Raw genomic sequence first — 24,010 nt, forward strand, 5'->3', positions numbered from 1 at the left:
CCTAGATGGCGCCCGAAGCTCCCCTGACGTTCCCCAGCAACGGGGCCATTGTTTTCCAGCGCGAAATTTCACAGCCGTCCGTCCGGGTGAAGACCGCTTCAACGGCGCGCCCGTGGAAGGTTCCTGTCACGACGGCGACCTGCGGACCGCCGTACTGCTGCGTGCACAGCTTCGGGGGGCCCGGTTTCGGGAAGAAAATGTCTTCGCCGTACCGTTCAACCGCGGACAGTGCAGCTTCGGGGTCCGGCACTGTGCTCCCGGCGGAAGGGCGCCCACCCTCAGCCACCAGGTGGAATTCGTGCTCGCCGGCGTCGGGGCTTTCCCTGAGCCTGATGGTCAGGTCGATCATTCCTGTTTGCTCCCCGCCACGGCGGCCAGTTCCAGGGAAAGTTTTTCACGGAGCCCGGCTGCCTCTGCTGCAAAGGACCGCTGGTGTTCCACGTAGGCGGCCTTGCCCTGCGGGGTTTCGATGGGGATGGCGGGGTAGCCCCACTCCACCAGGTCGTAGGGGGATGCCTGCATGTCCATGGCCCGGATCCGCCAGGACAGCTCAAAGCAGTCCATGACCAGCTCACTGGGCAGGGCGGGCAGCAGCTTGTACGCCCATTTATAAAGGTCCATGTTGGCGTGCAGGCAGCCAGGCTGTTCAAGGTGCCGCTGGGTTTCCCGGCTTGGTGCCAGTTCGTTCAGGGCAATGGCGTCAGGAGTGTAGAAACGGAAGGCGTCGAAGTGGCTGCAGCGGATCCGGTTGTCCTCCACTACCTTGTCCGTGCCCGCTGAACCGAGGCGCAGCTGCAGATACTCGTGGCGCAGGTCGAACCGGTCCTGGTGGTAGACCATTGCCCACTCATGGAGGCCGAAGCAGCCAAACTGTGCAGGACGTGCGGCAGTCGCGCGCAGGATGATCCCGGCGAAGGCGACGGCGTCCTTCCGGTCGGCCAGGAAGGTGTCCCTGTCCAGGGTGACCGCGGTGCTTTCCGGCGGCAGCCCGAGGAAGGCGAGTTCGCCGTCGTCGAGCGCTCGGTAGTGCTTCCAGTCGCCGCGTGCCGCCGCTTCCTGGCCCAGCAGAACCACGCCGGCGCCCGGGTGCCAGCGGCGGAGCTGGCCGGGTTTCTGGGTGTAGTAGGTGAAGAGGAAATCCTCCACCGGATGTTTCTGCCCGGCTGAACGGCGGGCAAGGTAGGGGTCCGCGTAGCGGCTGACGCGCTGTTGGTGGGCTTTCTCCCTGGCCCGCCACTCGTCCGCCGGCAGGACGTTAAGCCGCTCCACCGGCTGCGCCAAGTACATCCTTTGCGGCATCCCAGGTGCTGATTTCGCAACCGTTGGTGCGGGTGAAGGCAGCATCAACAGAGACCCCGTCCACTACCCCGGTGACGGTAGCCTCCTGGGGCCCGCCGTACTGTTCGGTGCAGACCTGGTCCGCGGGTTGCGGCGAGGGACTCAGCAGTGCCGCGTTCTGCTGCAGGACGGAGCAGGCGGCGGCAGCGTTGGGATGATTGCTTTCGGCGTCGGGCGCACCGTCGACGCAGACCAAAGTGTAATGGACATCAGGTTCGCCGGCCGAGGGCGTCAGGGCGATGGAGAGTTCGACGTTGCCCTGCCCCGGGCCCGACGGCGGCGCCGCGGGCTCGGGGGCCGGCGCGGGAACTGAAGTTTCAACTTCAGGGTCGGGGCTGGCCGAAGGGGCAGGCGAGCCCGGCGATGCCGAGGAAGAGGGTGCGGAGGCCGTTGGTGAGGCCGAGGCATCGCCGGAAGGAGTTCCGCCACCACCGCCACCGCCCCCGTCCGGGGTGCAGGACGGTAACAGCAGCGCCGCGGACAACAACGCCGCGAGACGGAAGTGCATCCTGCTGTTGGGCTGCACGGGATGCGCCCCATCCACTCGGCGCATCAACTGCACCATTCCGCGTGAATCCACACTGAGCCCGCGCCGTGGCCTGTCTGTCATGGTGACATTCTACTGCCAGGACCCCGCTGGTTGGCTAAGCCTGCCTGCTCTGGGATGTTGCTGCAATAAGGCCCATCATGGAGGCGTGCAGTTCACTGACCTGGCGTCGGTTCAGCCCCAGGCGTTCCATCATGGTCCCCGGCACATTGAGCGCCTCCTGCCGAAGTGCGGCGCCTTCGGGGGTGAGATCGACGGCGAGGGCGCGCTCGTTTCCGTCCACACGCCGTCGGGAGATGAGGCCCGAGGCTTCAAGCCGCCGCAGCAAAGGCGAGATGGTTGCCGGCTCCTGCGCCAGGGCATCGCTGATGTTCCGGACGGTGCGCGGGCTGGACTCCCAAAGGCACAGCATGACCAAGTATTGCGGATGGGTGAGGTTCAACTTCTCAAGCACGGGCTTATACGCACCCACCACGCTGCGTGAGGCAACCGTCAGGGCGAAACAGAGCTGGTGCTCAAGCAGGAGGTCATTGTCCTCCGGGACGTCCACGCCGGCGGTTGCGCTGCCCGCTGCGATGGAAGGGCTGGATGCAGTGGTCATCGGGCCTCCAATTGTTAGTGCACTAATTATTAGCGTACAGTGTTACTAGTAAAAGCGGGTACTGGAAGGAGCCAGTTCATGGGTAAGGCCAGCTCAGAGGGCAGGGAAAACGCTTCGCAGCGCTTCATGCGGGCAACCGGCAAGCTGCGTGCCATTTTCGGTCCTGCACACCGGTCCTCCCTCCTGCACGATATGACCGAGGACAACCGCAGGCTTCTGGCCCAGCGCGAGGCTGAAACCCGGCAGTGGGAAACCATCACCCGGCCGGACGGAAGCACGTACGTGGTCCCTCGAAACCCGGACGACAAGTCCCTCCGCTGAACCCTGGACCGCGGAGCCTTTTGAGGCCCCCGGGCGTAAAATAAGGGCACTGGCTCCGCCAGCAACAGTCGCCTTATTTGGGATGGCTTATCTTTCCCCTGAACGCAGGAAGGGGGTGGAAACAGTGCCGCATGTACTCAGCGGGTTCATGAACGCGACCGACAGGCTCCGCTTCTTCTTTGGGCCGGCCACCCGCCTGGACTCCAGCCTGCCGGTGGTGCACAAGCATGACGAGTTCGAGCAGGCCTCGGAGGAGGAACTTACGCATTTCGTTGTGGAGACCGATACCGCCGGCCACCACTACGCCGTACGCCGCGAAGACCTCGAGAAGGAGGCTTGACGCCGGCTGGACCCGGACGCAAAGCCGTGGCCAATCCCGGAAACATAAAAAAATGCACTGGCAGGAAAAAGGTTTCCTGCCAGTGCATTCTTTTATGTCTGGGGGCGTCAGCGGCCCGTGCCGCCGTAGACGGTGGCTTCGTTGTCGCTGTCCAGTTCGAAGGCCCGGTGGATGACGCGAACGGCCTCATCCAGCAGATCCGCATGGGTAACAACCGAGATGCGGATTTCTGACGTGGAGATCATGTTGATGTTGATCCCTGCAGCGGAGAGTGCTTTGAAGAACGTGGCGGAGACGCCCGGGTGGGAACGCATGCCGGCACCGATCAGGGACAGCTTGCCGATCTGCTCGTTGTACTCGATGCTCTCGAAGCCGATTTGGTCCTGGGCTGCGTGAAGGGCGGTCAGGGCGTCGGCGCCTTCCACGATGGGCAGCGTGAAGGAAATGTCCGTCCGGCCGGTGCCGTGGGTTGAAACGTTCTGCACGATCATGTCGATGTTTGAGTGGGCATCGGCGATGACCTGGAAGATCGCGGCGGCCTTGCCGGGGATGTCCGGAACACCAACAACGGTGACCTTGGCTTCGGAACGGTCGTGCGCGACGCCGGAGATGATTGGCTGCTCCAAGGCAACTCCCTCTTGTGTGGTGATCTTGTCTTCGGCGCTGGGGATGACCCAGGTGCCTTCGTGCTGGCTGAATGACGAGCGGACGTGCAGCGGCACACCGAACCTGCGCGCGTACTCCACGCAGCGAAGGTGCAGGATCTTGGCGCCGGAGGCTGCGAGTTCCAGCATCTCCTCACTGGAGATCGTGTCGATCTTCTGGGCTGAGGGGACAACGCGCGGGTCGGCGGTGTAGATGCCGTCCACGTCCGTGTAGATCTCGCAGACGTCGGCTTCGAGGGCCGCCGCCAGCGCTACCGCTGTGGTGTCCGAACCGCCGCGGCCCAGGGTGGTGATCTCGTTGGTGGCCCGGCTCATGCCCTGGAAGCCCGCCACGATGGCGATATTGCCTTTGTCGAGGGCGGTGCGGATGCGGTGGGGATCGACGTCGATGATCCTGGCTTTCCCGTGGATGCCGTCGGTGATCATGCCGGCCTGGGAACCCGTGAAGGACTGGGCGGAGGCACCCAGTTTGTTGATCGCCATGGCCAGGAGCGCCATTGAGATGCGCTCACCGGCGGACAGCAGCATGTCCATTTCACGGGCCGGGGCAGAATCGGTTACCTGGCCTGCGAGGTCCAGGAGTTCATCGGTGGTGTCACCCATGGCCGAGACCACAACAACCACCTCGTTGCCCGCCACCTGGGCGTCCACCACCCGCTTGGCCACCCGCTTGATGCCGTCTGCGTCCGCCACCGAGGAACCACCGAACTTCTGCACGATGAGCTGTTTGGTGACGGCACCGCCATCGGGCAGCTCCTGGTGCTGCGTTGCGTTGTGCACTTCGGCAGTGGGCGTACTCATGCGCGTACCTTCATTGGATCAGTTGGAGTCCGGCCAGACAGCCGTAAGCTGTGTTGGCCCTGACGCTGGGAACTAGCGCCCTTGCTGGCGCGACTTCTGGTTCCAGTTTATCGCCGTGCATGGCCGGGCGTTGAATTGTGACCGAATCTCAGCCCATGGGAGGACCTGCCGGGAAGCTTCGCAGGCGTACGCTCAAACTGTCTGAATGCATCAAAGACTGTGGGGGACAGGTGCGCACTACATGGCAATGATTTCTGAAATACCGGAGGCCGCGGACGGGCCGGAACCCGACGACGGCATAACGGCGCGGGCGGTGAGCCGCAGCTTCGGCGCCGTGCACGCCGTCGAACACATGGACTTCCATGCTCCCGCCGGCAAGGTGACTGCCCTGATCGGTCCCAACGGTGCGGGCAAAACAACGCTGCTGCTGATGCTGGCGTCACTGCTGGCACCTGATGAGGGAAGCATCAGCGTGGGCGGACTCGATCCGCGCCGCAACCGGGCAGAGGTCCGCAGCCGGTTGGGCTGGATGCCGGACACCCTGGGCGTATGGGAGTCCCTGACCGCGCGGGAAATTCTCACGCAGATGGCCCGCTTCTACCGGCTCCCGGCGCAGGGCATCGGGCAGCGGGTCTCGGAGATGCTCGAAAGGGTGCGGCTGGACGACCTTGCGGACCAGCCGGCGCGGGTGCTGTCCCGCGGGCAGCAGCAGCGGCTCAGCCTTGCCCGGGCACTGATCCATGACCCCTCCGTCCTGCTCCTCGACGAGCCGGCGTCGGGGCTGGATCCGGGCTCCCGGGTGGAGCTTCGCATCATGCTGCGCCAACTCGCGGCGGAGGGGAAGGCCGTGGTGGTCTCCTCCCACGTGCTCAGCGAACTGGACGAAATCGCCGACGGCGCGGTGTTTGTGAACAAGGGCAGGACGGTCCGGCGCCAAACCATTGAAGAAGCGGCGGCAGCCGGGCGCCGGTACGCAATCACCGCCTCTGATATGGCCGCACTTGCTGCCAAGCTCACCGACCTGGGACTGGCGTTCCGCACCGACGACGGGCGGCGTCCGTCCGTCAGTCTGATGCTGGCAAGCGACGACGACGCCGAGCGGCTGCTGCGCGAACTGGTGCTGGCCGGCGTCGGGGTGAACTCCTTCGCGCCCGCAACAGGCGCCCTTGAAGAGACATACATGAGCCTTGAAGGGGAGCGGCAATGAGCCACGCGACAGAAGACAGGCAGCATACTGCCAGCCACCGGACGTCGGGCGGCTACCTGCCCGGGGTTCGGGACGTGGTGGTCCTGGAGCTCAAGCAGCGGCTGCGGTCCCGCGGCTGGTACATCATGCTGGCCATCTGGTTTGTCCTCACAGGACTCGTGACCTGGCTGACGTGGGCCAGCTGGAACGCTTCGCAGGTGGCACAGCGTGAATTCCCGGGCAATGTTCCGCCGCCCGAATCGGGGCCGGGGTCCATGATCTTCGAGGTGGTCCTGGCCTTTGTCCTGCTGTTTGCGTTGCTCGTTGCCCCGGCGCTCTCCGCCAACGCGGTGAATGGTGACAGGGCAGGCGGCACGCTGGCCATCCTCCAAGTGACGCTGCTTCAGCCCGGCCAGATCCTGTGGGGCAAGTTTTTGGCAGCATGGGCGGCAGCACTGGCGTTCCTGGTGGCCAGCACCCCATTCCTGGTGATCGGGGTGGCGCTGGGCGGAATGACGCCTGGCCATGTGCTGGTGGCGTTGCTGATGCTCGCTCTTGAGGTGGGCGTTGTCTGTGCCATCGGTGTTGGCATCTCCGCGCTCGCCGGCAGGCCGCTGTTCTCCATCGTGGTTTCTTACCTGGCAGTGGCCGGGCTGGCGGTCGGCACACTGATCGCCTTCGGACTCGGAACGGGTCTGACCCAAGGCACGGTACTCGCGAATCAGGCCCAGTACCGCGCATACGAGCCGCTCAGCAACGGGCCGGTGGAACCGGAGTACACCTGCGAAGGGCCGCTGGAGGAGCAGCGGGTGGTGCGGACCGAACGGGTGGCCTGGTTGCTGGCCATGAATCCCTACGTGGTGGTGGCTGACGCTATTCCATACAAGGACCGCTCGCAGGAGCCCGGCTCCTCTTCAATCGGGACCATAGAAGGCGTAAGCCAGGGAGCCCGCTATGCACTGGCCGGTCCTGAAGGCACCTATCCGTGCGCCAACGGGGAAGTCAAGCCGCGGTATCTGGCGCAGTCCACACCGATGTGGCCGCTGGGGCTGGGCCTGCAGCTCCTGGTTGCCGCGTTGCTGATGTGGCTGGGCTGGCGTTCGCTTCGTACTCCTGCCCACCGGTTGGCGCGGGGTACACGTATCGCTTGAGCCGAACTTGGCCTGGGTAACTGTGGACAGGCCCGGCCGGGGCGGAGGTCTGGGCGAACTGTGTCTTGCCGGCGGGCAATTGGCTCCCGGCGCAGGACCGGCCAGCCGGATCAGTGCTGCGGATTGTCCAGCCTGAACATCAGCAGGGGGAAGCTTTTGCCGGCCGTTTCCTGGTCTGCCGAAAGAACTGGGTCCCGCCGGAATCCAAGGCTTTGAAGGAGCCGGATGGAGGGACTGTTTGGCTCGTAGACTGCCGCGACGACGGTGCTGATCCCGCACTGCGTGAAGAGCCACTTGACCAGCGCCGCCGCAGCCTCACGACCGTATCCCTGGTGGTGGTAGTCGGCATTCAGGACGTAGGCCAACGCTGCGTGGCTGGCAGGATGCGTGCCGGGGGTGAGCACGCCCGTCGCGGCCAGGCTGTGCTGTTCCACGTGCGCGCGTCACCAATTACTTCGCCCGACTCCCTTAGGGTGATGGCCCAGCCGTAGTTGAACCATTCACCGTTGGAGGCTGTTCCCAGGGCCAGCAGCTGCCTCAGTCTTTCCCTGTTTGCCTCGGCGGTAAGGGGACCGTGCGAGAGGTATTCGGTGACCGAAGGGTCGCTTCGGTACTGGTGGATGGCGGCCTCGTCCGAACCATCTATCAGGCGCAGGACGAGCCGCTCGGTGACCAGCGGCGGTGTCTCTCCCGGGAGCATATGTGCCAAATACTCAGGTCAAGGCGTTTCGGCGGCCCTCGAAAGCACGGCCCAATGTGACCTCGTCGGCGTATTCGAGGTCGCCACCCACCGGCAGCCCGGACGCCAGCCTGGTCACGGTGATCCCGATCGTCTTCAGCATGCGGGCCAGGTAGGTGGCTGTTGCTTCTCCCTCGAGGTTCGGATCCGTGGCGATAATGACTTCCTGGATGGCGCCGTCGTTCAGTCGCGTGAGGAGCTCCCTGATCCGCAGCTGCTCCGGGCCGATACCGGCGATCGGATTAATGGCTCCGCCGAGCACGTGGTATCTGCCCCGGAACGAACGGGTGCGTTCCACGGCGAGGACGTCCTTTGATTCCTCCACGACGCAGATTACAGCCGGGTCGCGCCGGGGGTCACGGCAGATGTTGCATTGTTCCTGCTCGGTGACGTTGCCGCAGGCGGTGCAGAACTTGACCCGTTCTTTGACGGAGGTGATGGCCTCCACCAGCCGCTTCATGTCCTGTGGGTCCGCTTCAAGGATGTGGAACGCCAGCCGCTGTGCGGATTTTGGACCCACGCCGGGAAGGCGTCCGAGCTCGTCAATCAGCTCTTGGACAGCACCTTCGTACACGTTTTTCCTCTTTACTAGGGGTGGAAAGTGAGTGGATCAGTAGCCGGGTGTAACGGGGCTTCCGTCGAGTGAACGTTCCTCGATCAGCTTCCCGCCGAGGATGCGTTCCACTGCGGCACGGCCGAACACCCCCGATTCCTCAATGGTCTCATCGTCGGCGCTGGGAATGTCCTGCACGTAGGCTGCAGCCGCGGGAACGGCCCGGGCGGGGGCCTTTGCCCGGCCCGCCTCCGCCTCCGGACTGTTGGACAGGCGCTGATAGAGGCTTTGCCGCATGCCCACGGCAGCAGGGGACTCGGCGGGGGCCGGAGAAGCCGCAGGGACAGGGGAAGGGGCTGGGACTGGGGAAGCCGCCGGGGCAGTGCGGGCAGGCGCCGCCGCGGCCGAGGCCATGGCGTACTCGCGTACCGGGACTGGAGCGGAACCTGAGGGCGCCGTGCCGGAGGGAACGGGGCTTTGCGCAGCCGGTTCCGCGATTGTCGCCCTCGTACCCGCCTTCGTGGCCGAGGCTGCAGTTGGCGCCAAACCCCACTCGGCGTCCACTGAAGCCGCCGCATTGGTCACCGGGATGGAAGGCGGAATCTGGGCGGTGGCCGGCTCGTACCGTGTGGCCGACGGTGCCGCAACTGCTTCCTTTTCACGCAACCCGGCGGTGGCGTTCGTGCCTACGTTGCTTGCGTCCCCAACAATCCACACACCCGGTGCCTGTTCAACGGCACGGGCCCAGGGATCGGAAGCATCCGTGCCTGGGATAGTGGCCGTTGGACTTTTGGCAGCGGTTCCGGTGCCGGGCTGGGTACCAAGCTGTGGGCCTTGCTGGCGTGAAGCGGCTGCGGAGGGAATGTCACCAGGGGCGGCCGGAGCGGAGCGGCCACCGGAACGCGGGGAAGGGTCCCAGTCCATGGGAGGCTCTTCTTCCAGCGGTGGCGCGTCTTCATCCCGGGGCGGGCCCCAGTCGTCGTCCGAGTAGGAGTAGTCTCCCGCGGCGCCATTGTAAGTGTCAGCTTGAGCCGAAGGAACCGCCGAAGGCACAGCCGGAGGCTGAGTCTGAGAAGGACCAACGGCCGCCGCCCGCTGAGGCTGGGACGGGCCAATGACAAGTTGAGGCACCTCTTGGGAAGGACCGCCGGCCGCGTCCTTTTCAGCCAGGGATGGCCTGGCCGCGGGTTCGGGGTGAGCGTTCTGTTCAGGCAGGGATGAGGCGGGGATGGGTGCGCGCCGTGCCTGGGAAGGGCCACTGGCGGGTGCAGCCGGAACTTGCTCTCCTGGCTGGGGCCGGGCATGCGACGATTCATTGCTCCCGGCCGAGCCCCCGAACTCTGGCGCTGTTGGACGAGGTGCCTGCCCCTGGCGGGTATCTGCCGGAGCGGAAGGTGGCGGCACATCCGTGACCGCGGAGGCCGGTGCAGGCGCCAGTCCCCAGGCAACATCAGCTGAAGTGGCAGGATCAGCCGGCGTTGCCGGTGTTGGCCGGCTAGCGGGTGCTTTTGGGTTTGGCTCAGAGCTCGTTCGGACGGCGCTTCCGCCGGCCACCGCGTTGATCTGGCAGTCGATGCCTACCGTTTTATGGATCGCCTGCCGCAGGTTCTCAGAATGGTCTGCCCGGCCAAAAGCGCCCGCGAGCCCTGGAGTGGTGAATGAAAGAGTGAGTGTGTTGCCATCGAACGCACTGACTTGGGCGTTTGGTTCAACAAGCGCCCAAGTGCTGCGCTTGATCTTGGAAAGCGTCTGCAGGACATCAGGCCACGCCCGGCGCAGCACTTCCACGTCGCCCATGGCTGCAGGGGATGCGGCGGTAACAGATCCGGCAGGGGCCGTTTCGGGCCGGGGAGCAGCAGGAGCGGCCTGGGCAGCCGGAGCTGCAGCCTGCCTGTCGCCTGCCGGCGTCCCGCCGGCAGGGCCTTCTGCTGTGACTGCGGCCGCGGGCCGTGCCACTCCGGTACCCGGATCGACGCGGGCAGGGCGTGAGTCTGCGGAGGGCTCGACCGGCCAGTCGCTGGTGCTGACGCGGGGGGCGGTCAACGGGGCACGATGGTCCGCGTCGACCGGGTGGGCCGGATTGACCGGACTGGCCGCTGTTGCATGGGCCGTGGAGGAGGCAGATGCCGGCTGGGGAGCGGCTGCCGCCGCCGCGGGCTCTTGGCTGGCGGGCTGGGCGGTGGTGGTTTGAGTTGCCGTGGGCATGGACCGTGAAGGTCCGGACATCGCCGGTTCCGGAGCCCGCTGCGCGGCTGACGTTTCCCCGGCTGGAGCAGACTGGGGAGCCGTGGCGGCGGTGGCGGGAGCGCCGACGTCGTTCCCCGCATAGTTGAGCCGCCGCTCAACGCGGTCAATCCGTGCAGCCATGCCGCGCTCATTCTGCTCGGAACTGGGCAGGAGGATCCGGGCGCAAAGCAGTTCCAGATGCAGCCGCGGGGAGGTGGCGCCGGTCATTTCGGTCAACGCGGTGTTGGTGACGTCGGCCGCGCGGGACAGCTCGGCGGCGCCCAAGTTGTGCGCCTGGTTCTTCAGGCGCGCAATCTGGTCAGCCGGCATGCCGCGAAGAATGGTCTGGGCGCTTTCGGGCATGGCCTGGACAATGATGAGGTCGCGGAAGCGCTCCAGGAGGTCCTCGACGAAGCGGCGCGGGTCATGGCCGGTCTGGATGACTCTGTCCACGGCGCGGAAGACGGTTGCGGCGTCCGAGGCAGCCACCGCCTCGACAACATCGTCAAGCAAAGAAGCGTGGGTGTAGCCGAGCAGCGCCACGGCGAGTTCGTAGTCCAGCCCGTTGGCCCCGGCGCCTGCCATCAGCTGGTCCAGGACGGACAGGGAGTCGCGGACGGAGCCGCCGCCGGCGCGGATCACCAGCGACAGGACACCGGGCGCAACCGGGACGTTCTCCTGGTTGCAGAGAATTTCCAGGTAGGCCATAAGCGGCTCCGGCGGCACCAGGCGGAAGGGGTAATGGTGCGTCCGGGAGCGGATGGTGCCGATGACCTTGTCCGGCTCGGTGGTGGCGAAGATGAACTTGATGTGTTCCGGGGGCTCTTCAACAATCTTTAGCAGGGCGTTGAAGCCGGCGGACGTGACCATGTGGGCTTCGTCAATGATGAAGATCTTGTAGCGGTCACGGACGGGGGCGTACGTGGCCCGCTCGCGGAGGTCCCGCGCGTCGTCCACGCCGCCGTGGCTGGCAGCGTCAATCTCGATGACATCGAGTGACCCGGAGCCGCCGCGGGCAAGCTCGACGCAGCTGGGGCACGTGCCGCAGGGGGTGTCAGTGGGGCCCTGGGCGCAGTTCAGGCAGCGTGCCAGAATGCGCGCCGACGTGGTCTTGCCGCAACCCCTGGGACCGGAAAACAGGTAGGCATGGTTGACCCGGTTTTTCCGCAGGGCGGTCATCAGCGGTTCGGTGACATGTTCCTGCCCGATAACGTCAGCGAAGGAGTCTGGACGGTATCTGCGGTACAGGGCGGTAGTGACTGTCACAGAGAAAACCCTACCAATCCGGGCTGACATTCTGCCGCCCTGTGGGGGAATAGTAAAGACCCCCCATGCACCCGCCAGAGCCCATTTACCCTTGCTACCTTCCGGTCCTGGGGGAGTTCAACAGGATGACGCCACATGAGGGGCCGTCAGATACTTTACCCGAACTTCAGGCCCGACTCGAATCGGGGTCCGGGAGGCTCCAGCCCTCAACCTTCCAGCTCATCAGCGCAGGCTCCTCATACGGGTGCGCGGCCCGCAAGGCAGCGACCACAGCCTTGAGCAACGGCCCTTCAACCACGCACTCAATCCGGTCCTCGGCCACTTCCTGGGGAGTGCCCACGCCCCCGATGTAGGGAGCGGCACCTGCCTGCGGAGTGAAGCGGCCAGTGCCTGAGGTGACAAAGGAACAGCGGGAGTAGTTTCCGATCCGTCCCGCTCCGGCGTCGCCGATAGCTTCCAGTACCTGGCTGGTGTGAGTGGCGGGGACGTAAACCACCAAGGTGTGGAGCTCGCTCATGCCTCCCATCGTGCCCCAACCGGCCAGCGGTGAAACGGGAAAATTCATTGCTTATCCAACCGCCAGTTGCGATCATGGATATGTACACCGATTGGGGCAATCTCAAGATTGTGAGCTGCGAGGCCTGGCTGAACGGGGCCGGACCCGGCAGCTCAACGGTGTTCCGGTGGAATGGGCGCATTGGGGGCGTCCATTTCTGGGTTAAACCCAAACTTTGAAGGGACCGGCGCAACGGGTGGAATGCTTTCAAAGCCGGCGCCGGAGGCCCAATTGGGCGAAGCGGGAAACATCAGGTACTCTAGTATCTGCTTTTGATTCAGAAGCAGCTGGAGAATTCGCCTAGCGGCCTATGGCGCACGCCTGGAACGCGTGTTGGGTTAACGCCCTCGGGGGTTCAAATCCCCCATTCTCCGCCGGTAAGGAACCCGGCCCCGGCACTGCCGGGGCCGGGTTTTTCGTTATTTGCGGGCGTATTAGGCGTCCGCGGCCGGCACGCCCAGACGGCGAAGGCGTTCCCTGGCGGCCAACTCGCTGGGCCCCCTGGGTCCTAAAGCCAGGCGTACGACGGCGAGAACCACCTTTGTTGCGAGCCCCACCGGCAGCGGCACCGGACCCAGCCGTGGAACAGCCAGGCCGAGCATCCGGCGGTATCGTGGCTCCAGGCTGTACACCGCACCGGCAAACAGGATCCGGTAGCCCGGTCGGAGCATCCGGTTTAGCGGCGGGTTGCGAATAAATTCCACTGTCTCAGCCACCCGGCCGTCAACGCGAAGCTCACCGCTTTCGTACCAGCGGTCCAGTTGCCTGTGCATGCCTGCCTCGGTAAGCGGTGGATCTTCCACCCCCATGAGGCGGCCAGCCTGGGCCCACTCGCGGACATAGGCGTCCGGTCCTCCTGGAATGGGGCCACCCCAGATTTTATGGGCGGTGAGGAACCCGTCCGTGAATGCCAGGTGGATCCAGCTGGCCAACTCCGGATCGTTGGCGCTGTAGTCGCGCTGCGCCCCGAAGTTGTCGCTGTAACTGCCCTGGACCGCTTCATGCAGCCGGCGAACCCTGCCCGAGGCGTTCTCGGCGGCCTCCGTGGACCCGTACGTCACTGTGAAAATCCAGCGGATAGTGTTCGCCAACCTGATCAGTGGATCCTCGCGGAAGCTCGAATGTTCGTGGACGCCGGCAAGGGCCCCGGGATGAAGGGCCTGCATCAACAGTGTGCGGATTCCGGCCACGATGGGCGACATGGAACCGTGGACCGCCCATACTGCCGAACCGGGAAGGTGGTAACCGGGATCATTGCCTTCAACCAGCTTCGGCACCCAGTCGGGCACTGCATCTGCCCTGCCCGTGAAGGTTTTCTTGATTTCGTCCTGCCATTTTCGAAGGAAGCTCCGCATATATCATTGTCGCCCCAAGGGAGCTTGGCGGGGCAGTTGGACCGTGCTGCAAGGTTTTCTCAAGTAGTCATCTGCACGATAGGACGAGGTTCACAGGCTACCGGCCCTTGGTCCCGCGCCGGGTCATTATGTTATGGAGACACACGTTGGGGAATCGTCAAACTTCGGGTAAGCGAACGGACGTGCGCCGTCCACATGTTTCTGTTCTGCGCGCCCTGACTGCCACTGGTGCTGTTGCCTTATCCATCTGGTCCCTGAACCTTTCCGGCAGCGCAGGGGAGCGGGAGGCCTTGAGAGCCGCGGCTGCTGGGTTTGGTACGGAGACAGCCACCTCAAGCAACGGAGGCTCGGACGCGCTGGGTTCGGACAGGGTTGGTGCCGGGATGCTGCAGGCGGCGGCTTTTACGAACCCAGGGGCACTTGTCACCTTTCCCCATGCGGCAATAGGCGGTTACCGCGGGGAGAACTCCCAGCCGCTGACGGTGGGAACGACAGGCTTCGGCAGGCCGCCGGCCGGCTTCCTGATGGCGCCACTGACTCTGCTCAATGCCAGCTCGCCCTTCGGCTTCCGGGTGAGCCCTTTGTCCGGCGCTACCGGCGACTTCCATCTGGGGCAGGACTATGCCGCCCCCTGCGGAACAAGCGTTTACGCGGCGGACTCAGGACTGGTGCGTGCTGCAGGCTGGCACCCTTGGGGAGGCGGCAACAGGGTGGAAATCGATCACGGCAACGGCCTGATCACAACGTACAACCACCTTGAGGCCATCGCTGTCCGTACGGGCGAAGAGATCAACGCGGGCCAAATCCTCGGCGAGGTGGGCAGCACCGGTTGGTCGACGGGATGCCACCTGCACTTTGAAACGATCCTCGATGGTCGCCACACGAGTCCCATGAAGTGGTCTCTCATGCCTGCCCGGCCCTTGGCCGGCGACGCATCCGGTGAAATGCGAAGCTACCTGCCCGGGTTTGGCTCTCCCTCCCAAGGGACCACCAGTTGGGTGCTGCCGTTGGGCCACGATCACGACGACCCTCACGAGGGTGAAGTCCAGGCAGGAACGCCTGCAAAGACGACGTCGCCACTTCTGCTGCGGGCTGCCGCGGCGATTGGTCGTGCCGGCACTCAGCAGACGGAGCCGCCCAAGGCGTCGTTCCCGGCGGGGATGCCAAGTGCGTCATCCCCGACAGCGCCACCGACCCAACCGTCGACGTCAACGTCAACGTCAACACCGAAACCGACTGCGCCCGCACCATCGCCGACTCTGCCGTCCACGACGCCGACCCCGTCCCCGACCCCGACGCCGAACCCGGCACCGGTTGAAGTCACGCCGACGCCGACCCCGTCCCCGACACCGAACCCGACGCTGACCCCGGCACCGGTTGAAGTCACGCCGGTCCCGACGCCGGCGCCGATTGAACTCACGGCGGCGCCGATCGAACCGACGCAATTACCGGACCCTGCCCCGGTTGTACCATCCCCGACGCTGACGCCCATCCCCATTGACAGCCCGGAACCTGCGGTGGTGCCTACGCCTTCGCCCCTCGAGGACCAATCCCCGGCGTCGGAAAGCTGCCCTGCAGATCCGACTCCGGAAACACCAAACCTGTTCCCAGATGTATCAGCAACGGATCCGGGCAGCGTACAACTTCCTGAGGGCACAGCTTGCGAAAACCTTGTACGCGATCCCGCAGACCCTGCATGATGGCCCAAAAATGCCGGAAACCAACTCCCTTGACACCACAGCCGTGACGAATGTGGCGAGGGCGGACGTCGTAGCCCGGGCACCGACACACCTCACTTCGGGAGGGATGGACTCCTCGTCCAGAGCCCGGGTCGGGGACTGATCACAAGCACAAAGCGGGGTGTCCACATGCAGGATCGGGCATCTTACGTGCGGAACCAAGACGGCGGGCATCCACAAAAAAACCGCATTGTCCCGTTACGGGGTTCACAGGGGCCCGGCATGTATGTTCACATGGGAGGTACCGTCAAGACAGGGGCGGTCGCCACATCCTGGAGTCAGGCTCATGGGCACTCACGCGGTTTCCGGGAAGGACGCCAAAAACCCCCGAGGGTTGTGCCTGCCCGCTGCCCGTGCTGTGGCGGCCACCGGGGTACTTGCCATTTCTGTCTGCGCTTTGAACCTTTCTGCGAGCACCTCCGAATCCGACACTGCTACTGCCGCTTTCGTCCGTCCCGTCGCAGGAATGGGTGCCGTGGGGATTCCCGCGGGATCGAGTAACGGTTCGAGTAACGGAACCGGAACCAGTGCAGGAATAGGTACAGGAACCGGACCCGGGACTGGCCCCGAAACCGGAACGGGAACAGCGTTGCACGGCAATACGGACGTAGGCATGCCGTCGTCGGACGGCCTTGTAGCCAGCCCCTTGACTGCTAACATCCTGACCGCTCCAGACGTGGAGATTACCTTCCCGCGTCCGCTGGTGAGCAGCTCCAGCGAGAACGTTCCGTCCCCGCTGACGGTTGAGCTGACGACGGTGGGCAGGCCGCCTGCCGGTTATCTGATGGCGCCCCTCAAACTGCTGTACCCTTCGTCACCTTTCGGATTTCGCGTAAGCCCACTGTCCGGGGCAGCGGGGGATTTCCACCTCGGCCAGGACTATGCGGCGTCGTGCGGCACTCAGGTTTACGCCGCTGATTCAGGAGTGGTACGGGCTGCCGGATGGCATCCTTGGGGCGGCGGCAACCGGGTAGAGATAGATCACGGCAACGGACTCATCAGCACCTACAACCACCTCGAGTCCATTGCCGTCCGCAGCGGCGACTCGATCAACGTTGGCCAGTACATTGCGCGGGTAGGCTCGACCGGATGGTCGACGGGATGTCACCTGCACTTCGAGACAATCCTCAACGGGCACCACATCAGTCCCCTGAAGTGGCTCCTGATACCGGTCCGACCGGTCGGCGCCGGATTTGCTGATCTGCGGACGTACCTGCCGGGCATCGGGGCTCCATCCACTGTGCCGGTAACTTGGACCATCCCAGTGGGGCAGGGCAACGAACCTCCCTCGGCTCCCCGCTGGGTAAGTTCGCCGACGACACTTGCGGCGTCACCTTCTTGGCCGGCATCCTCGCTGTCGCCGATTACGCCGGCAGACTCCGGAACGACGTCGCCGAGCGCGCCCGCCGGTGCGGGAACGCCGTCGCCGTCGCCGAGTGAGCCGTCAGATCCGGGAACGCCGTCGCCGAGTGAGCCGTCAGATCCGGGAACGCCGTCGCCGAGTGAGCCGTCAGATCCGGGAACGCCGTCGCCGAGTGAGCCGTCAGATCCGGGAACGCCGTCGCCGAGTGAGCCGTCAGATCCGGGATCGCCGTCGCCGAGTGAGCCGTCAGATCCGGGATCGCCGTCGCCGAGTGAGCCGTCAGATCCGGGATCGCCGTCGCCGAGTGAGCCGTCAGATCCGGGATCGCCGTCGCCGAGTGAGCCGTCAGACCCGGGAACGCCGTCGCCGAGCGAGCCGTCAGACCCGGGAACGCCCTCGCCGTCGCCGAGTGAGCCGTCAGATCCGGGAACGCCGCCGCCTTCCCCTATCCAGCCCGCGCCGTCGCCAAGTGAGCCGCCGCCTTCCCCGATCCAACCTGCGCCGATTCCACCGCCACCGCCACCGGCTGCGCCGGCACCACCGCCACCAGCGCCTGAGCCGGCTCCGCCAGCTCCGATCACGCCGTCACCGATCCAACCTTCCCCGGCACCACCGCCACCGGCTGCGCCGGCACAACCGCCACCAGCGCCAGCGCCTGAGCCGGCTCCGATCACGCCGTCGCCGGCACCAAGCCAGGCACCTCCACCGGCACCGGCTGCGCCGGCACCTCCACCGGCACCGGCTGCGCCGGCACCTCCACCGGCACCGGCTGCGCCGGCACCTCCGCCTCCGCCACCGCCTGCGCCGGCACCTCCGCCTCCGCCACCGCCTGCGCCGGCTCCTCCACCACCGCCTGCGCCGGCACCACCGCCAGCTCCGATCACGCCGTCCCCGGCACCACCACCACCGGCACCAACCCAGGCGCCTGCACCGATCCAACCTGCACCGATCCAACCTGCGCCGACCGAACCTGCACCACCAACCAGTCCGTCCGCGACGCCGGAACCGTAAACCCCGGCGGGAGTTGCACACAGGAAGTTCCAGCCCGGACCAGTACAGTGGGCCGCTGACAACGAATTCCACGCATGGACAACTTTCCGAGGACGCAGCCTGTGACCCCCTTGTACCCGATCCCACTGACCCTGAATGACGGAACCGCCACTGATTTCGGCAGATTCAAGGGCAAAGTGGTGATGGTGGTGAACGTTGCCTCCAACTGCGGGTTTACTGCCCAGTACACGGGCTTGGAAACGCTCTATGAAAAGTTCCGGGACCGCGGGTTTGAGGTCCTCGGCGTTCCGTGCAACCAATTCGCCGGGCAGGAGCCCGGCAGTGACAGCGAAATAGCCGAGTTCTGCCAGCGGAACTTCGGGGTGACGTTCCCGCTGACCGTCAAGACGAACGTCCGCGGCAGGCACCAGCACCCGCTTTACAGGGAGCTCACCAAGTTCAAGACCGGACTGCTGCCCGGATTGGTGAAGTGGAACTTTGAGAAGTTCCTCGTCAGCCGCGACGGCGAAGTGGTGAACCGCTTTGCGCCGACAACGGAGCCCGATTCGGCGGAGGTGATTGACGCCATCGAGGAAGCCCTCGGCTCCTAGCGCCGCTCTGTCGAACGCGGCAGCGCAAAAGCGCAGTTCTTTTACCTTTTTCCACATCAGCCACTGCGATTTACCCAAAGTTAGCCGATTGTCTGATTGGATAAAGGTTACTGAAGGGTACAAGGGAAACGCCGTTTCCCACCGACCACAGAGGCAGCAATGGAGCACATCGAGGCCGAACACCCCCGGCCACGCCACTTCCTACTCCACCTGAGCGATCCCCACCTGATGGGAGGGCCGGACCCCCTTTACGGCGTCGTCGACAGCGAAGCGCGCCTCATCCAACTCTTCGAAGAGGTCAAGGCATCGGGTGCACGGCCGGAGGCTGTCATTTTCACCGGGGACCTTGCCGATAAGGGCGATCCTGTGGCCTACGACAAACTTCGGGCGATCGTTGAGCCTGCATGTGAAGAACTGGGCGCAGAAGTTATTTGGGCTATGGGCAACCATGACAACCGCGCCAACTTCAGGACGGGCCTGCTGGACGAACCCGCGAACGACGCCCCCGTGGACAAGAGCTACTTCATCAACGGGCTCCGTGTCATCACCATGGACACCTCCGTGCCGGGCTTCCACCACGGCGAGCTCAGCTCCTCTCAGTTGGAGTGGCTCACACGGCAACTGGACACGCCGGCCCCCGACGGCACCATCCTGGCGCTGCACCACCCGCCCGCTCCTTCTGTCCTTGACCTTTCGGTCCTGGTTGAGTTGCGGGACCAGGCTTCCCTGGAGGCGGTCGTCCGCAATTCAGATGTCCGCACCATCCTGGCGGGTCACCTGCATTATTCGACGACGGCGAGCTTCGCCGGCATCCCCGTGTCCGTGGCCTCTGCCAGCTGTTACACCCAGGACCTTAACGTTCCTGTGGGCGGCACCAGGGGACAGGACAGCGGACAGTCCTTCAACCTTGTCCATGTGTACGAGCACACGATCGTGCATTCCGTGGTTCCCATGGGCAGGTCAACGACGGTGGGGGAGTACGTCTCCCCGGAAGACACAAAACGCCGGCTGGCCGCAGCCGGGGTCCGGATACCGGAGACGGCCAAGCAGCGGAGCAGTGCAAAGCTCGGTCAGCCCTCGGGCCGCTAGCCAGGTACTGCAAGGTCCGTGCCGCCGGGCGGCACGGACCTTATTCAGTTTGACCGCATGTCCCCGCGTCTATGTCCCGGGTGCTACTTTTCCCAGGGCGCCTTGATGGGGAAGTACTTGTCCAGGAAGTCGGTCACCAGTTTGGCGCGCTCGTCGGCGTCCACCTCCGGAAAGCTGCCATCATTCAGGCAGAAGAAGTCCATGTTGCGCTTGGCCAGCAGTTTGGGCAGGTAGTTGAGCCCAACACGCATGGTGGTGTCCACGTAACGGACCTTTGCCGCTGTCTGGGTTACTGCGCGCCCCGTCAACAAAGCGTAGTAGTGGTAGAAGGAGTTGGTGACGGAAATGTTGTCCGCCGCCCTGAACCGGCTGGCCGCCGTCTTCCGGAACTCCTCTGGGAACTCGCGCTCCATCCTGGCCACGACGCTGCGGCGCAGCGGGGCGGCACTGTGCTCGAGGTGCCGGGTGGTGATCCGGCCAAACCGGTTCCACAGCAGTTTGCGGTTGACGCGGGCCGCATTCTCGAACCCGCTGCGCTCTACGGCGTTCTCACCCAAACCGATCCGGGTTTCCGCCTCAATGAACTTCGTGATGCCGCCCGGCGTGAAAAACAGGTCGGGACTGACCGGCCGGCCGAAGAACATGTCGTCATTGGAGTACAGGAAGTGCTCCGAGAGGCCCTCAATGTTGTGGAGCTGGCACTCGACCGCCTGGGAGTTGTGCGTGGGAAGCACGGAGGGGTCCGAGAAGAACTCCTCACTGCGGACGATGGTCACCGACGGGTGTTCGGCCAGCCACTCAGGTGCCGGTGAGTCCGTGGCAATGAAGATGCGCCGGATCCACGGAGCGAACATGTACACGGACCGGAGTGCGTACTTGAGTTCGTTGACCTGCCGGAAGCGGGCCTCGTGGTCGTCGCCTTCGCCCAGGACAACGTCCTTCTGCTGGGCCCGCCGGGCGGCAATGTACTCCGGGGAGCTGCCGTCCACCCAGGAGAACACCAGGTCGATGTCGAAGCTGATGTCGCTGGCGTGGTCGGCGAACATGTTCTCGATGGTTGGCCAGGTGTGGCCGTAACGCTCAACGGTGCCGCGGACGGCATCCTGCCGGAGCAGGGTCCTGCGCGTCAGTGAGTTCTCGATCGGCAGGGTGATTTCGTCGGCCTTGAAGGACCAAAGCTCGATCTGGACACCTGCAGAAGCACCGAACTCGAAGCCGCCCGCGGGTTCCACGCGGGGCCGGTAGAGGCGGAAGATACGCGCGTGCTTATTGGAGGAGAGCTCGCCGTCCGCCACCAGCAGTGAGGTTTTTTTCTTGGCATCCACGGTCATGGAATAGAACGGCTCGTCCCGGCATGCTTCCACGAGGGCGGCCCGCAGTTTCTTCCGGTCCTTCCAGTCCAGGGCAATGACGGGCCGGTGATTGTTGCCCCTTACCAGCAGGTAGGCCAGGTCCGCGTTGGCCAGCACATTGCGTACGAACAGCAGGTCCTCCACCATGGCCTGGTAGGGGGTCCTGTTGTGGTTGATCAGCGCGATGCGGCCCTTATGCGTGATGACATCAGGGCGGGGGTTAAGCCGCTGCTCAGCTTCGGCTGAAGTGATCTCCGCGTGAAATTGTTCCTCTACGGATGCCTGGCCGCCGTAGTAGACCTCGTCTTGAACCGGTGCTTCTGTAATGGTCGTCTCCGTGCTCGTCAAAGTATGCGTTTCTACCTGCATGATAGCCGCGCGGTGGAAACAGCAGGTTTCGGTCAGGGCCGCCCGGGGTACGGAACGGGGTTAGGCACCGAGATCTTCCAGCCAGCTGCGCAGGAAAGCACCGCCGGCGTCGTCGTGGATGACGGAGCCTTCGAGTCCCAGGTCCGCGGCCGTCAGGACAGTGTACGGCTTGTCCGGAACGCCGTCGGCGGGCCGGACATCCACATGCTGTACCGCGTGGTCGTTGTGATGGAGCCAGTCGGCCATGGCGTAGTCCGTGCGCGAGTCTCCCACTGTCCGCCAGGCCTGCGGCGTGATGCCCTGGGCGGCGAGCAGTTCCACTGCCCGGCTGGCGCCGAGGTCCTTGCCCAGCCGCACCGACTCAATGTCCGTGGAGATGATGGTGGGGTCCACGCGGTAGTCCACTTCGTCGTCGGAATCGGGAGCGTGGTGATCCAGCCGGACCACTCCCAGCCCGTGGCGGCCCATCAGGTCCATGGCGTCGGCGTCGAAAAGTTTCTGTTCGGCAAGATAATCGGCGTTGGACACCTCGATGTGCTGTTCCACGGACACCATTGCCCGTTTGGTTTCATCGAAGAACATGTGCGCCGCGTAGCCCGCGGCCACCAGCCGCCTGACGTCGTCCCCATAGGCTGCGGGCACCGCCAGTTCGCGGTCAATATGGATGGGACCGGGGCCCGCCGACGTATAGCTGAACCAGACGGCACCCTTTTCGCAGATGGCGTGGATGATGGTGCCGCCCGGGATGCCTGCTGCGATCATCGGTTCCATGACCTGCTGACGGATGAAGGCGTCCGAGCGGCCGGTGTTGAAAATGACGGGAATGCCGGCAGAAGCCAACGCCACGAGATCCTGGATGATGTCCTGTTTCACTTCACGCGTGACAGGGCTTGCAATCGGCCCGTCCACATCCAGCAGCAGTGCCAGGGGAGGCGTGGCGGGGTGGCGTGCGCCCGATGTTGAGGCGGCAAGGAACTCGGATGCTGTCATGGGTCCATTCTGTCAGCAGCGCCCTGGACTCCCGGCCCGTGGCGCCAGGATCACAGTGTGTGACTCTTGGTCACTGTTTGGCTACAACCTGACCGGCGGCCTGCTGGGTACTTTCGCTGGGACCATCGGGTGCCTAGGGTGGCATGGTGATATTCAAAGCGGTGGGCGAGGGCCGCCCTTACCCTGACCATGGTTACAACACGCCCAAGGAATGGGCGGCGCTGCCACCGCGTCCTGTCAGGCTGGACGAGCTGGTGACCACCAAGCGCACTCTGGACCTGGAGGCGCTCCTTGCCGAAGATTCCACCTTTTTCGGCGACCTCTTTCCTCACGTGGTGCAGTACCAGGGGACTCTTTACCTGGAGGACGGCCTGCACCGCGCCGTCCGGACCGCCCTGCACCAGCGCACTGCGATCCACGCCCGTGTTTTGGTTATAGATGGCTAGGAAGAAGCAGCAGGACGCCAGCGTCCTCCATGGCCACCACGTTGTCACCGGTCCTGAGTTGCGGGCCACTTTCGAATCGAACCACGACGCCGACGATACGGCGCGGGTGCGCCGCCGCGTGCTGCATGCGGTGGTGCTGGTGATCCTCATCGGACTGATCGTTGCGGCCATTATTACCGCGCTGGCCATCATCAACGGGCGCCTGAAGATCCCTGCGGCCGAGCCTGCAGATGAGACTGTCTCCACCTGCCCCGCGGCAACCTTCGACTACACGCCCAACGACAAGGTCAACCTCAACGTCTACAACTCGACCAGCAGGCCGGGCCTGGCGCGGACGGTAGCGGACGAGTTCCTGGCCCGGAAGTTCGTTGTGGGGGCGGTATCGAACGTCGACGCAGGCTACCGGGGCGTCGCAGCAGTGGTCTCCGGGGCTGCAGGCCAGTCAGCGGCCTTCAGTGTCCAACGCAACCTGCCGGGCTCGGATTACTTCCAGGACGGCAGGACAGACGGCAGTGTGGACGTCATCCTGGCCCAGGACTACGCTGCGCTGGCCCCGCCGGAGCTCGTTGACCAGACGCCGGGCACCCTCAGCTGCCCCCGGGAAAGCCGCCGGATCGCGGATGATGAAAAGTTGCCGGTCGTCCCCACGGCGGCGCCAGCCCCCTGAGGCCTGACCCGCAGAGGCGCTGTCAGCTCGGGTGGTTGAACCGGCCTGAGGACCGCAGGTGAAAGGGCAACTTAGCTTGCCACAGCGGGAAGCGGGGCAAGGCGGATAGGGCGGCCGGCGTCGTCGAACCTCGCTCCGGCGCCCAGTTGGATGAAGCGAACCGTCCTGCCCACCCTGGCTTCCAGCTCCGCCGGCTCGTCACTGCCCCTGGCGGCGCTGGAGGACAGCGTGCCAAGAATCAGCTGCGCCTGCTGGCCGATGTCAGCCGCGGGCAGGTAGCCCTGCTCCATCCCGTCTCGCAGGATGCCCTGCAGCAGGACGCTCAGCTCGCCCACGTGATCAGCGAGTTTGGCAAAGGACGACGGCGACAGCACGGCTCCCATCGCCGGCCCGGGCGGAAGGTGGCGGCGGCTGAGGTCCACCACCTGGGCCCGCACGTACAGCGCCAGCCGTTCCACCGGGTTGTCCAGCCGGCCGAGTGCTTCGCGGAGCTCGGACAGGAACTTCTCCGTCTCCTCCAGGGCGTAGGAGATGAGCAGCTCTTCGATGTCCGCGTAGTAGTTGTAGACGGCGGTCCGGCCCACCCCTGCATGCCGGGCAACGTCCGTCATGGTCAGCCCGGGGAGGCCGTGGGAAAAAAGGAGCTCACCGAAGGCGGTGAGGATGCGGCGCTGCGTTTCGGCACGCTGCTCGGCGTTGCTGGCCGCTGAAATCCTGGGCATGTAGACACTTTACCGCGAAGTGTCACC

At 64.9% G+C, this 24,010-nt stretch carries 24 protein-coding genes, 1 tRNA gene, 1 other RNA gene and 2 pseudogenes; 11 read left to right on the forward strand and 17 right to left on the reverse strand.

What is annotated here, in order from left to right:
* Nucleotide 1: 1 nt before the first annotated feature.
* The 4 genes from M1D93_RS03635 to M1D93_RS03650 are packed head-to-tail and all read right to left on the reverse strand — an operon-like array spanning nt 2 to nt 2,486.
* On the reverse strand, nt 2–349 hold the full coding sequence (locus M1D93_RS03635; RefSeq protein WP_461173823.1) for a serine protease inhibitor: 348 nt from the start codon (nt 347–349) through the stop codon (nt 2–4).
* Complete coding sequence (locus M1D93_RS03640; protein ID WP_461173824.1) at nt 346–1,287, reverse strand: 3-methyladenine DNA glycosylase; 942 nt, start codon at nt 1,285–1,287, stop codon at nt 346–348. The genes M1D93_RS03635 and M1D93_RS03640 overlap by 4 nt, the downstream gene beginning before the upstream one ends.
* A complete protein-coding gene (locus tag M1D93_RS03645) occupies nt 1,256–1,948 on the reverse strand; it encodes an SSI family serine proteinase inhibitor (protein WP_461173825.1) in 693 nt (230 codons plus the stop codon). The genes M1D93_RS03640 and M1D93_RS03645 overlap by 32 nt, the downstream gene beginning before the upstream one ends.
* A 34-nt stretch (nt 1,949–1,982) precedes the next feature.
* Nucleotides 1,983–2,486 carry a MarR family winged helix-turn-helix transcriptional regulator gene (locus tag M1D93_RS03650; protein ID WP_461173826.1) on the reverse strand — a complete coding sequence of 168 codons (504 nt, stop codon included), beginning with the start codon at nt 2,484–2,486 and terminating at the stop codon, nt 1,983–1,985.
* 78 nt (nt 2,487–2,564) lie between these two features.
* Here M1D93_RS03650 and M1D93_RS03655 point away from each other — a divergent pair, with 78 nt between their 5' ends.
* Both M1D93_RS03655 and M1D93_RS03660 read left to right on the forward strand, forming a co-directional pair.
* Nucleotides 2,565–2,807, forward strand: coding sequence for a hypothetical protein (locus tag M1D93_RS03655; protein ID WP_461173827.1), 243 nt, complete (start codon nt 2,565–2,567; stop codon nt 2,805–2,807).
* Between the two features lie 148 nt (nt 2,808–2,955).
* The gene (locus tag M1D93_RS03660; RefSeq protein WP_461173828.1) at nt 2,956–3,147 is read left to right on the forward strand and encodes a hypothetical protein; all 192 of its coding nucleotides are present in this window, start codon (nt 2,956–2,958) and stop codon (nt 3,145–3,147) included.
* A gap of 107 nt (nt 3,148–3,254) precedes the next feature.
* On the opposite strand, the gene M1D93_RS03665 is transcribed toward M1D93_RS03660, so the two are convergent.
* The gene (locus tag M1D93_RS03665; protein WP_461173829.1) at nt 3,255–4,613 is read right to left on the reverse strand and encodes an aspartate kinase; all 1,359 of its coding nucleotides are present in this window, start codon (nt 4,611–4,613) and stop codon (nt 3,255–3,257) included.
* A gap of 241 nt (nt 4,614–4,854) precedes the next feature.
* Between M1D93_RS03665 and M1D93_RS03670 the strand changes: the two genes are divergently transcribed.
* Nucleotides 4,855–5,820, forward strand: a complete 966-nt coding sequence (locus M1D93_RS03670) for an ABC transporter ATP-binding protein (protein WP_461173830.1) — start codon at nt 4,855–4,857, stop codon at nt 5,818–5,820.
* A complete protein-coding gene (locus tag M1D93_RS03675) occupies nt 5,817–6,950 on the forward strand; it encodes an ABC transporter permease (protein ID WP_461173831.1) in 1,134 nt (377 codons plus the stop codon). The genes M1D93_RS03670 and M1D93_RS03675 overlap by 4 nt, the downstream gene beginning before the upstream one ends.
* A gap of 110 nt (nt 6,951–7,060) precedes the next feature.
* Here M1D93_RS03675 and M1D93_RS03680 read toward each other — a convergent pair whose 3' ends face one another.
* From M1D93_RS03680 to M1D93_RS03705, 6 genes are all read right to left on the reverse strand, one after another.
* A complete protein-coding gene (locus M1D93_RS03680) occupies nt 7,061–7,384 on the reverse strand; it encodes a GNAT family N-acetyltransferase (RefSeq protein ID WP_461173832.1) in 324 nt (107 codons plus the stop codon).
* Complete coding sequence (locus M1D93_RS03685) at nt 7,300–7,650, reverse strand: GNAT family N-acetyltransferase (protein ID WP_461174918.1); 351 nt, start codon at nt 7,648–7,650, stop codon at nt 7,300–7,302. Before M1D93_RS03685 ends, M1D93_RS03680 begins: the two co-directional genes overlap by 85 nt.
* Before the next feature lie 13 nt (nt 7,651–7,663).
* Complete coding sequence (gene recR / locus M1D93_RS03690) at nt 7,664–8,263, reverse strand: recombination mediator RecR (RefSeq protein WP_461173833.1); 600 nt, start codon at nt 8,261–8,263, stop codon at nt 7,664–7,666.
* A gap of 36 nt (nt 8,264–8,299) precedes the next feature.
* The gene (locus M1D93_RS03695; protein WP_461173834.1) at nt 8,300–11,764 is read right to left on the reverse strand and encodes a DNA polymerase III subunit gamma and tau; all 3,465 of its coding nucleotides are present in this window, start codon (nt 11,762–11,764) and stop codon (nt 8,300–8,302) included.
* A gap of 21 nt (nt 11,765–11,785) precedes the next feature.
* Nucleotides 11,786–11,882: signal recognition particle sRNA small type (gene ffs, locus M1D93_RS03700), an RNA gene on the reverse strand.
* An 18-nt stretch (nt 11,883–11,900) separates the two neighbouring features.
* Complete coding sequence (locus M1D93_RS03705; protein WP_461173835.1) at nt 11,901–12,251, reverse strand: hypothetical protein; 351 nt, start codon at nt 12,249–12,251, stop codon at nt 11,901–11,903.
* A 328-nt stretch (nt 12,252–12,579) separates the two neighbouring features.
* Between M1D93_RS03705 and M1D93_RS03710 the strand changes: the two genes are divergently transcribed.
* Nucleotides 12,580–12,664 (forward strand) — tRNA-Ser (locus M1D93_RS03710).
* Nucleotides 12,665–12,724: 60 nt separating this feature from the next.
* Here M1D93_RS03710 and M1D93_RS03715 read toward each other — a convergent pair.
* The gene (locus tag M1D93_RS03715) at nt 12,725–13,645 is read right to left on the reverse strand and encodes an oxygenase MpaB family protein (protein WP_461173836.1); all 921 of its coding nucleotides are present in this window, start codon (nt 13,643–13,645) and stop codon (nt 12,725–12,727) included.
* Between the two features lie 524 nt (nt 13,646–14,169).
* On the opposite strand from M1D93_RS03715, the pseudogene M1D93_RS03720 reads away from it, so the two are divergent.
* Nucleotides 14,170–14,475 (forward strand): annotated as a pseudogene (locus tag M1D93_RS03720) (M23 family metallopeptidase); the annotation flags it as partial.
* Between the two features lie 290 nt (nt 14,476–14,765).
* Here the strand turns inward: M1D93_RS03720 and M1D93_RS03725 are convergent.
* Entirely contained in the window at nt 14,766–15,065 is a 300-nt protein-coding gene (locus tag M1D93_RS03725) for a hypothetical protein (protein ID WP_461175109.1), read from the reverse strand.
* Between the two features lie 1,103 nt (nt 15,066–16,168).
* On the opposite strand from M1D93_RS03725, the pseudogene M1D93_RS03730 reads away from it, so the two are divergent.
* A pseudogene (locus M1D93_RS03730) lies at nt 16,169–16,474 on the forward strand (M23 family metallopeptidase); the annotation flags it as partial.
* A 14-nt stretch (nt 16,475–16,488) separates the two neighbouring features.
* Here M1D93_RS03730 and M1D93_RS03735 read toward each other — a convergent pair.
* Nucleotides 16,489–17,820, reverse strand: a complete 1,332-nt coding sequence (locus M1D93_RS03735) for a hypothetical protein (protein WP_461173837.1) — start codon at nt 17,818–17,820, stop codon at nt 16,489–16,491.
* Between the two features lie 12 nt (nt 17,821–17,832).
* Here M1D93_RS03735 and M1D93_RS03740 point away from each other — a divergent pair, with 12 nt between their 5' ends.
* Both M1D93_RS03740 and M1D93_RS03745 read left to right on the forward strand, forming a co-directional pair.
* Nucleotides 17,833–18,348: a glutathione peroxidase gene (locus M1D93_RS03740; RefSeq protein ID WP_461173838.1), complete on the forward strand. Its 516-nt coding sequence runs from the start codon at nt 17,833–17,835 to the stop codon at nt 18,346–18,348.
* A 159-nt stretch (nt 18,349–18,507) separates the two neighbouring features.
* Nucleotides 18,508–19,437 carry a phosphodiesterase gene (locus M1D93_RS03745; RefSeq protein WP_461173839.1) on the forward strand — a complete coding sequence of 310 codons (930 nt, stop codon included), beginning with the start codon at nt 18,508–18,510 and terminating at the stop codon, nt 19,435–19,437.
* A gap of 83 nt (nt 19,438–19,520) precedes the next feature.
* Here M1D93_RS03745 and M1D93_RS03750 read toward each other — a convergent pair whose 3' ends face one another.
* Both M1D93_RS03750 and M1D93_RS03755 read right to left on the reverse strand, forming a co-directional pair.
* Nucleotides 19,521–21,158, reverse strand: a complete 1,638-nt coding sequence (locus M1D93_RS03750) for a stealth family protein (protein WP_461173840.1) — start codon at nt 21,156–21,158, stop codon at nt 19,521–19,523.
* A gap of 60 nt (nt 21,159–21,218) precedes the next feature.
* Nucleotides 21,219–22,148 carry a hypothetical protein gene (locus tag M1D93_RS03755; protein WP_461173841.1) on the reverse strand — a complete coding sequence of 310 codons (930 nt, stop codon included), beginning with the start codon at nt 22,146–22,148 and terminating at the stop codon, nt 21,219–21,221.
* Nucleotides 22,149–22,294: 146 nt separating this feature from the next.
* On the opposite strand from M1D93_RS03755, the gene M1D93_RS03760 reads away from it, so the two are divergent.
* Both M1D93_RS03760 and M1D93_RS03765 read left to right on the forward strand, forming a co-directional pair.
* Nucleotides 22,295–22,594: a type II toxin-antitoxin system VapB family antitoxin gene (locus tag M1D93_RS03760; RefSeq protein WP_170850843.1), complete on the forward strand. Its 300-nt coding sequence runs from the start codon at nt 22,295–22,297 to the stop codon at nt 22,592–22,594.
* On the forward strand, nt 22,587–23,261 hold the full coding sequence (locus M1D93_RS03765; RefSeq protein WP_461173842.1) for a LytR C-terminal domain-containing protein: 675 nt from the start codon (nt 22,587–22,589) through the stop codon (nt 23,259–23,261). Before M1D93_RS03760 ends, M1D93_RS03765 begins: the two co-directional genes overlap by 8 nt.
* A 71-nt stretch (nt 23,262–23,332) precedes the next feature.
* On the opposite strand, the gene M1D93_RS03770 is transcribed toward M1D93_RS03765, so the two are convergent.
* Complete coding sequence (locus M1D93_RS03770) at nt 23,333–23,983, reverse strand: TetR/AcrR family transcriptional regulator (RefSeq protein WP_461173843.1); 651 nt, start codon at nt 23,981–23,983, stop codon at nt 23,333–23,335.
* Between the last annotated feature and the right edge of the window lie 27 nt (nt 23,984–24,010).

The sequence above is a fragment of the Arthrobacter sp. Z1-9 genome, assembly GCF_054792695.1.

Bases quoted from the DNA above. Each gene is read 5' to 3' on its own strand.
- M1D93_RS03675 (WP_461173831.1), top strand. From the start codon at position 5,817: ATGAGCCACGCGACAGAAGACAGGCAGCATACTGCCAGCCACCGGACG.
- M1D93_RS03635 (WP_461173823.1), bottom strand. From the start codon at position 349: ATGATCGACCTGACCATCAGGCTCAGGGAAAGCCCCGACGCCGGCGAG.
- M1D93_RS03640 (WP_461173824.1), bottom strand. From the start codon at position 1,287: ATGTACTTGGCGCAGCCGGTGGAGCGGCTTAACGTCCTGCCGGCGGAC.
- M1D93_RS03750 (WP_461173840.1), bottom strand. From the start codon at position 21,158: ATGCAGGTAGAAACGCATACTTTGACGAGCACGGAGACGACCATTACA.
- M1D93_RS03695 (WP_461173834.1), bottom strand. From the start codon at position 11,764: ATGTCAGCCCGGATTGGTAGGGTTTTCTCTGTGACAGTCACTACCGCC.
- M1D93_RS03655 (WP_461173827.1), top strand. From the start codon at position 2,565: ATGGGTAAGGCCAGCTCAGAGGGCAGGGAAAACGCTTCGCAGCGCTTC.
- M1D93_RS03665 (WP_461173829.1), bottom strand. From the start codon at position 4,613: ATGAGTACGCCCACTGCCGAAGTGCACAACGCAACGCAGCACCAGGAG.
- M1D93_RS03740 (WP_461173838.1), top strand. From the start codon at position 17,833: ATGGACAACTTTCCGAGGACGCAGCCTGTGACCCCCTTGTACCCGATC.
- M1D93_RS03660 (WP_461173828.1), top strand. From the start codon at position 2,956: ATGAACGCGACCGACAGGCTCCGCTTCTTCTTTGGGCCGGCCACCCGC.
- M1D93_RS03670 (WP_461173830.1), top strand. From the start codon at position 4,855: ATGGCAATGATTTCTGAAATACCGGAGGCCGCGGACGGGCCGGAACCC.
- M1D93_RS03755 (WP_461173841.1), bottom strand. From the start codon at position 22,148: ATGACAGCATCCGAGTTCCTTGCCGCCTCAACATCGGGCGCACGCCAC.
- M1D93_RS03715 (WP_461173836.1), bottom strand. From the start codon at position 13,645: ATGCGGAGCTTCCTTCGAAAATGGCAGGACGAAATCAAGAAAACCTTC.
- M1D93_RS03645 (WP_461173825.1), bottom strand. From the start codon at position 1,948: ATGACAGACAGGCCACGGCGCGGGCTCAGTGTGGATTCACGCGGAATG.
- M1D93_RS03745 (WP_461173839.1), top strand. From the start codon at position 18,508: ATGGAGCACATCGAGGCCGAACACCCCCGGCCACGCCACTTCCTACTC.
- M1D93_RS03650 (WP_461173826.1), bottom strand. From the start codon at position 2,486: ATGACCACTGCATCCAGCCCTTCCATCGCAGCGGGCAGCGCAACCGCC.
- M1D93_RS03765 (WP_461173842.1), top strand. From the start codon at position 22,587: ATGGCTAGGAAGAAGCAGCAGGACGCCAGCGTCCTCCATGGCCACCAC.
- M1D93_RS03685 (WP_461174918.1), bottom strand. From the start codon at position 7,650: ATGCTCCCGGGAGAGACACCGCCGCTGGTCACCGAGCGGCTCGTCCTG.
- M1D93_RS03770 (WP_461173843.1), bottom strand. From the start codon at position 23,983: ATGCCCAGGATTTCAGCGGCCAGCAACGCCGAGCAGCGTGCCGAAACG.
- M1D93_RS03705 (WP_461173835.1), bottom strand. From the start codon at position 12,251: ATGAGCGAGCTCCACACCTTGGTGGTTTACGTCCCCGCCACTCACACC.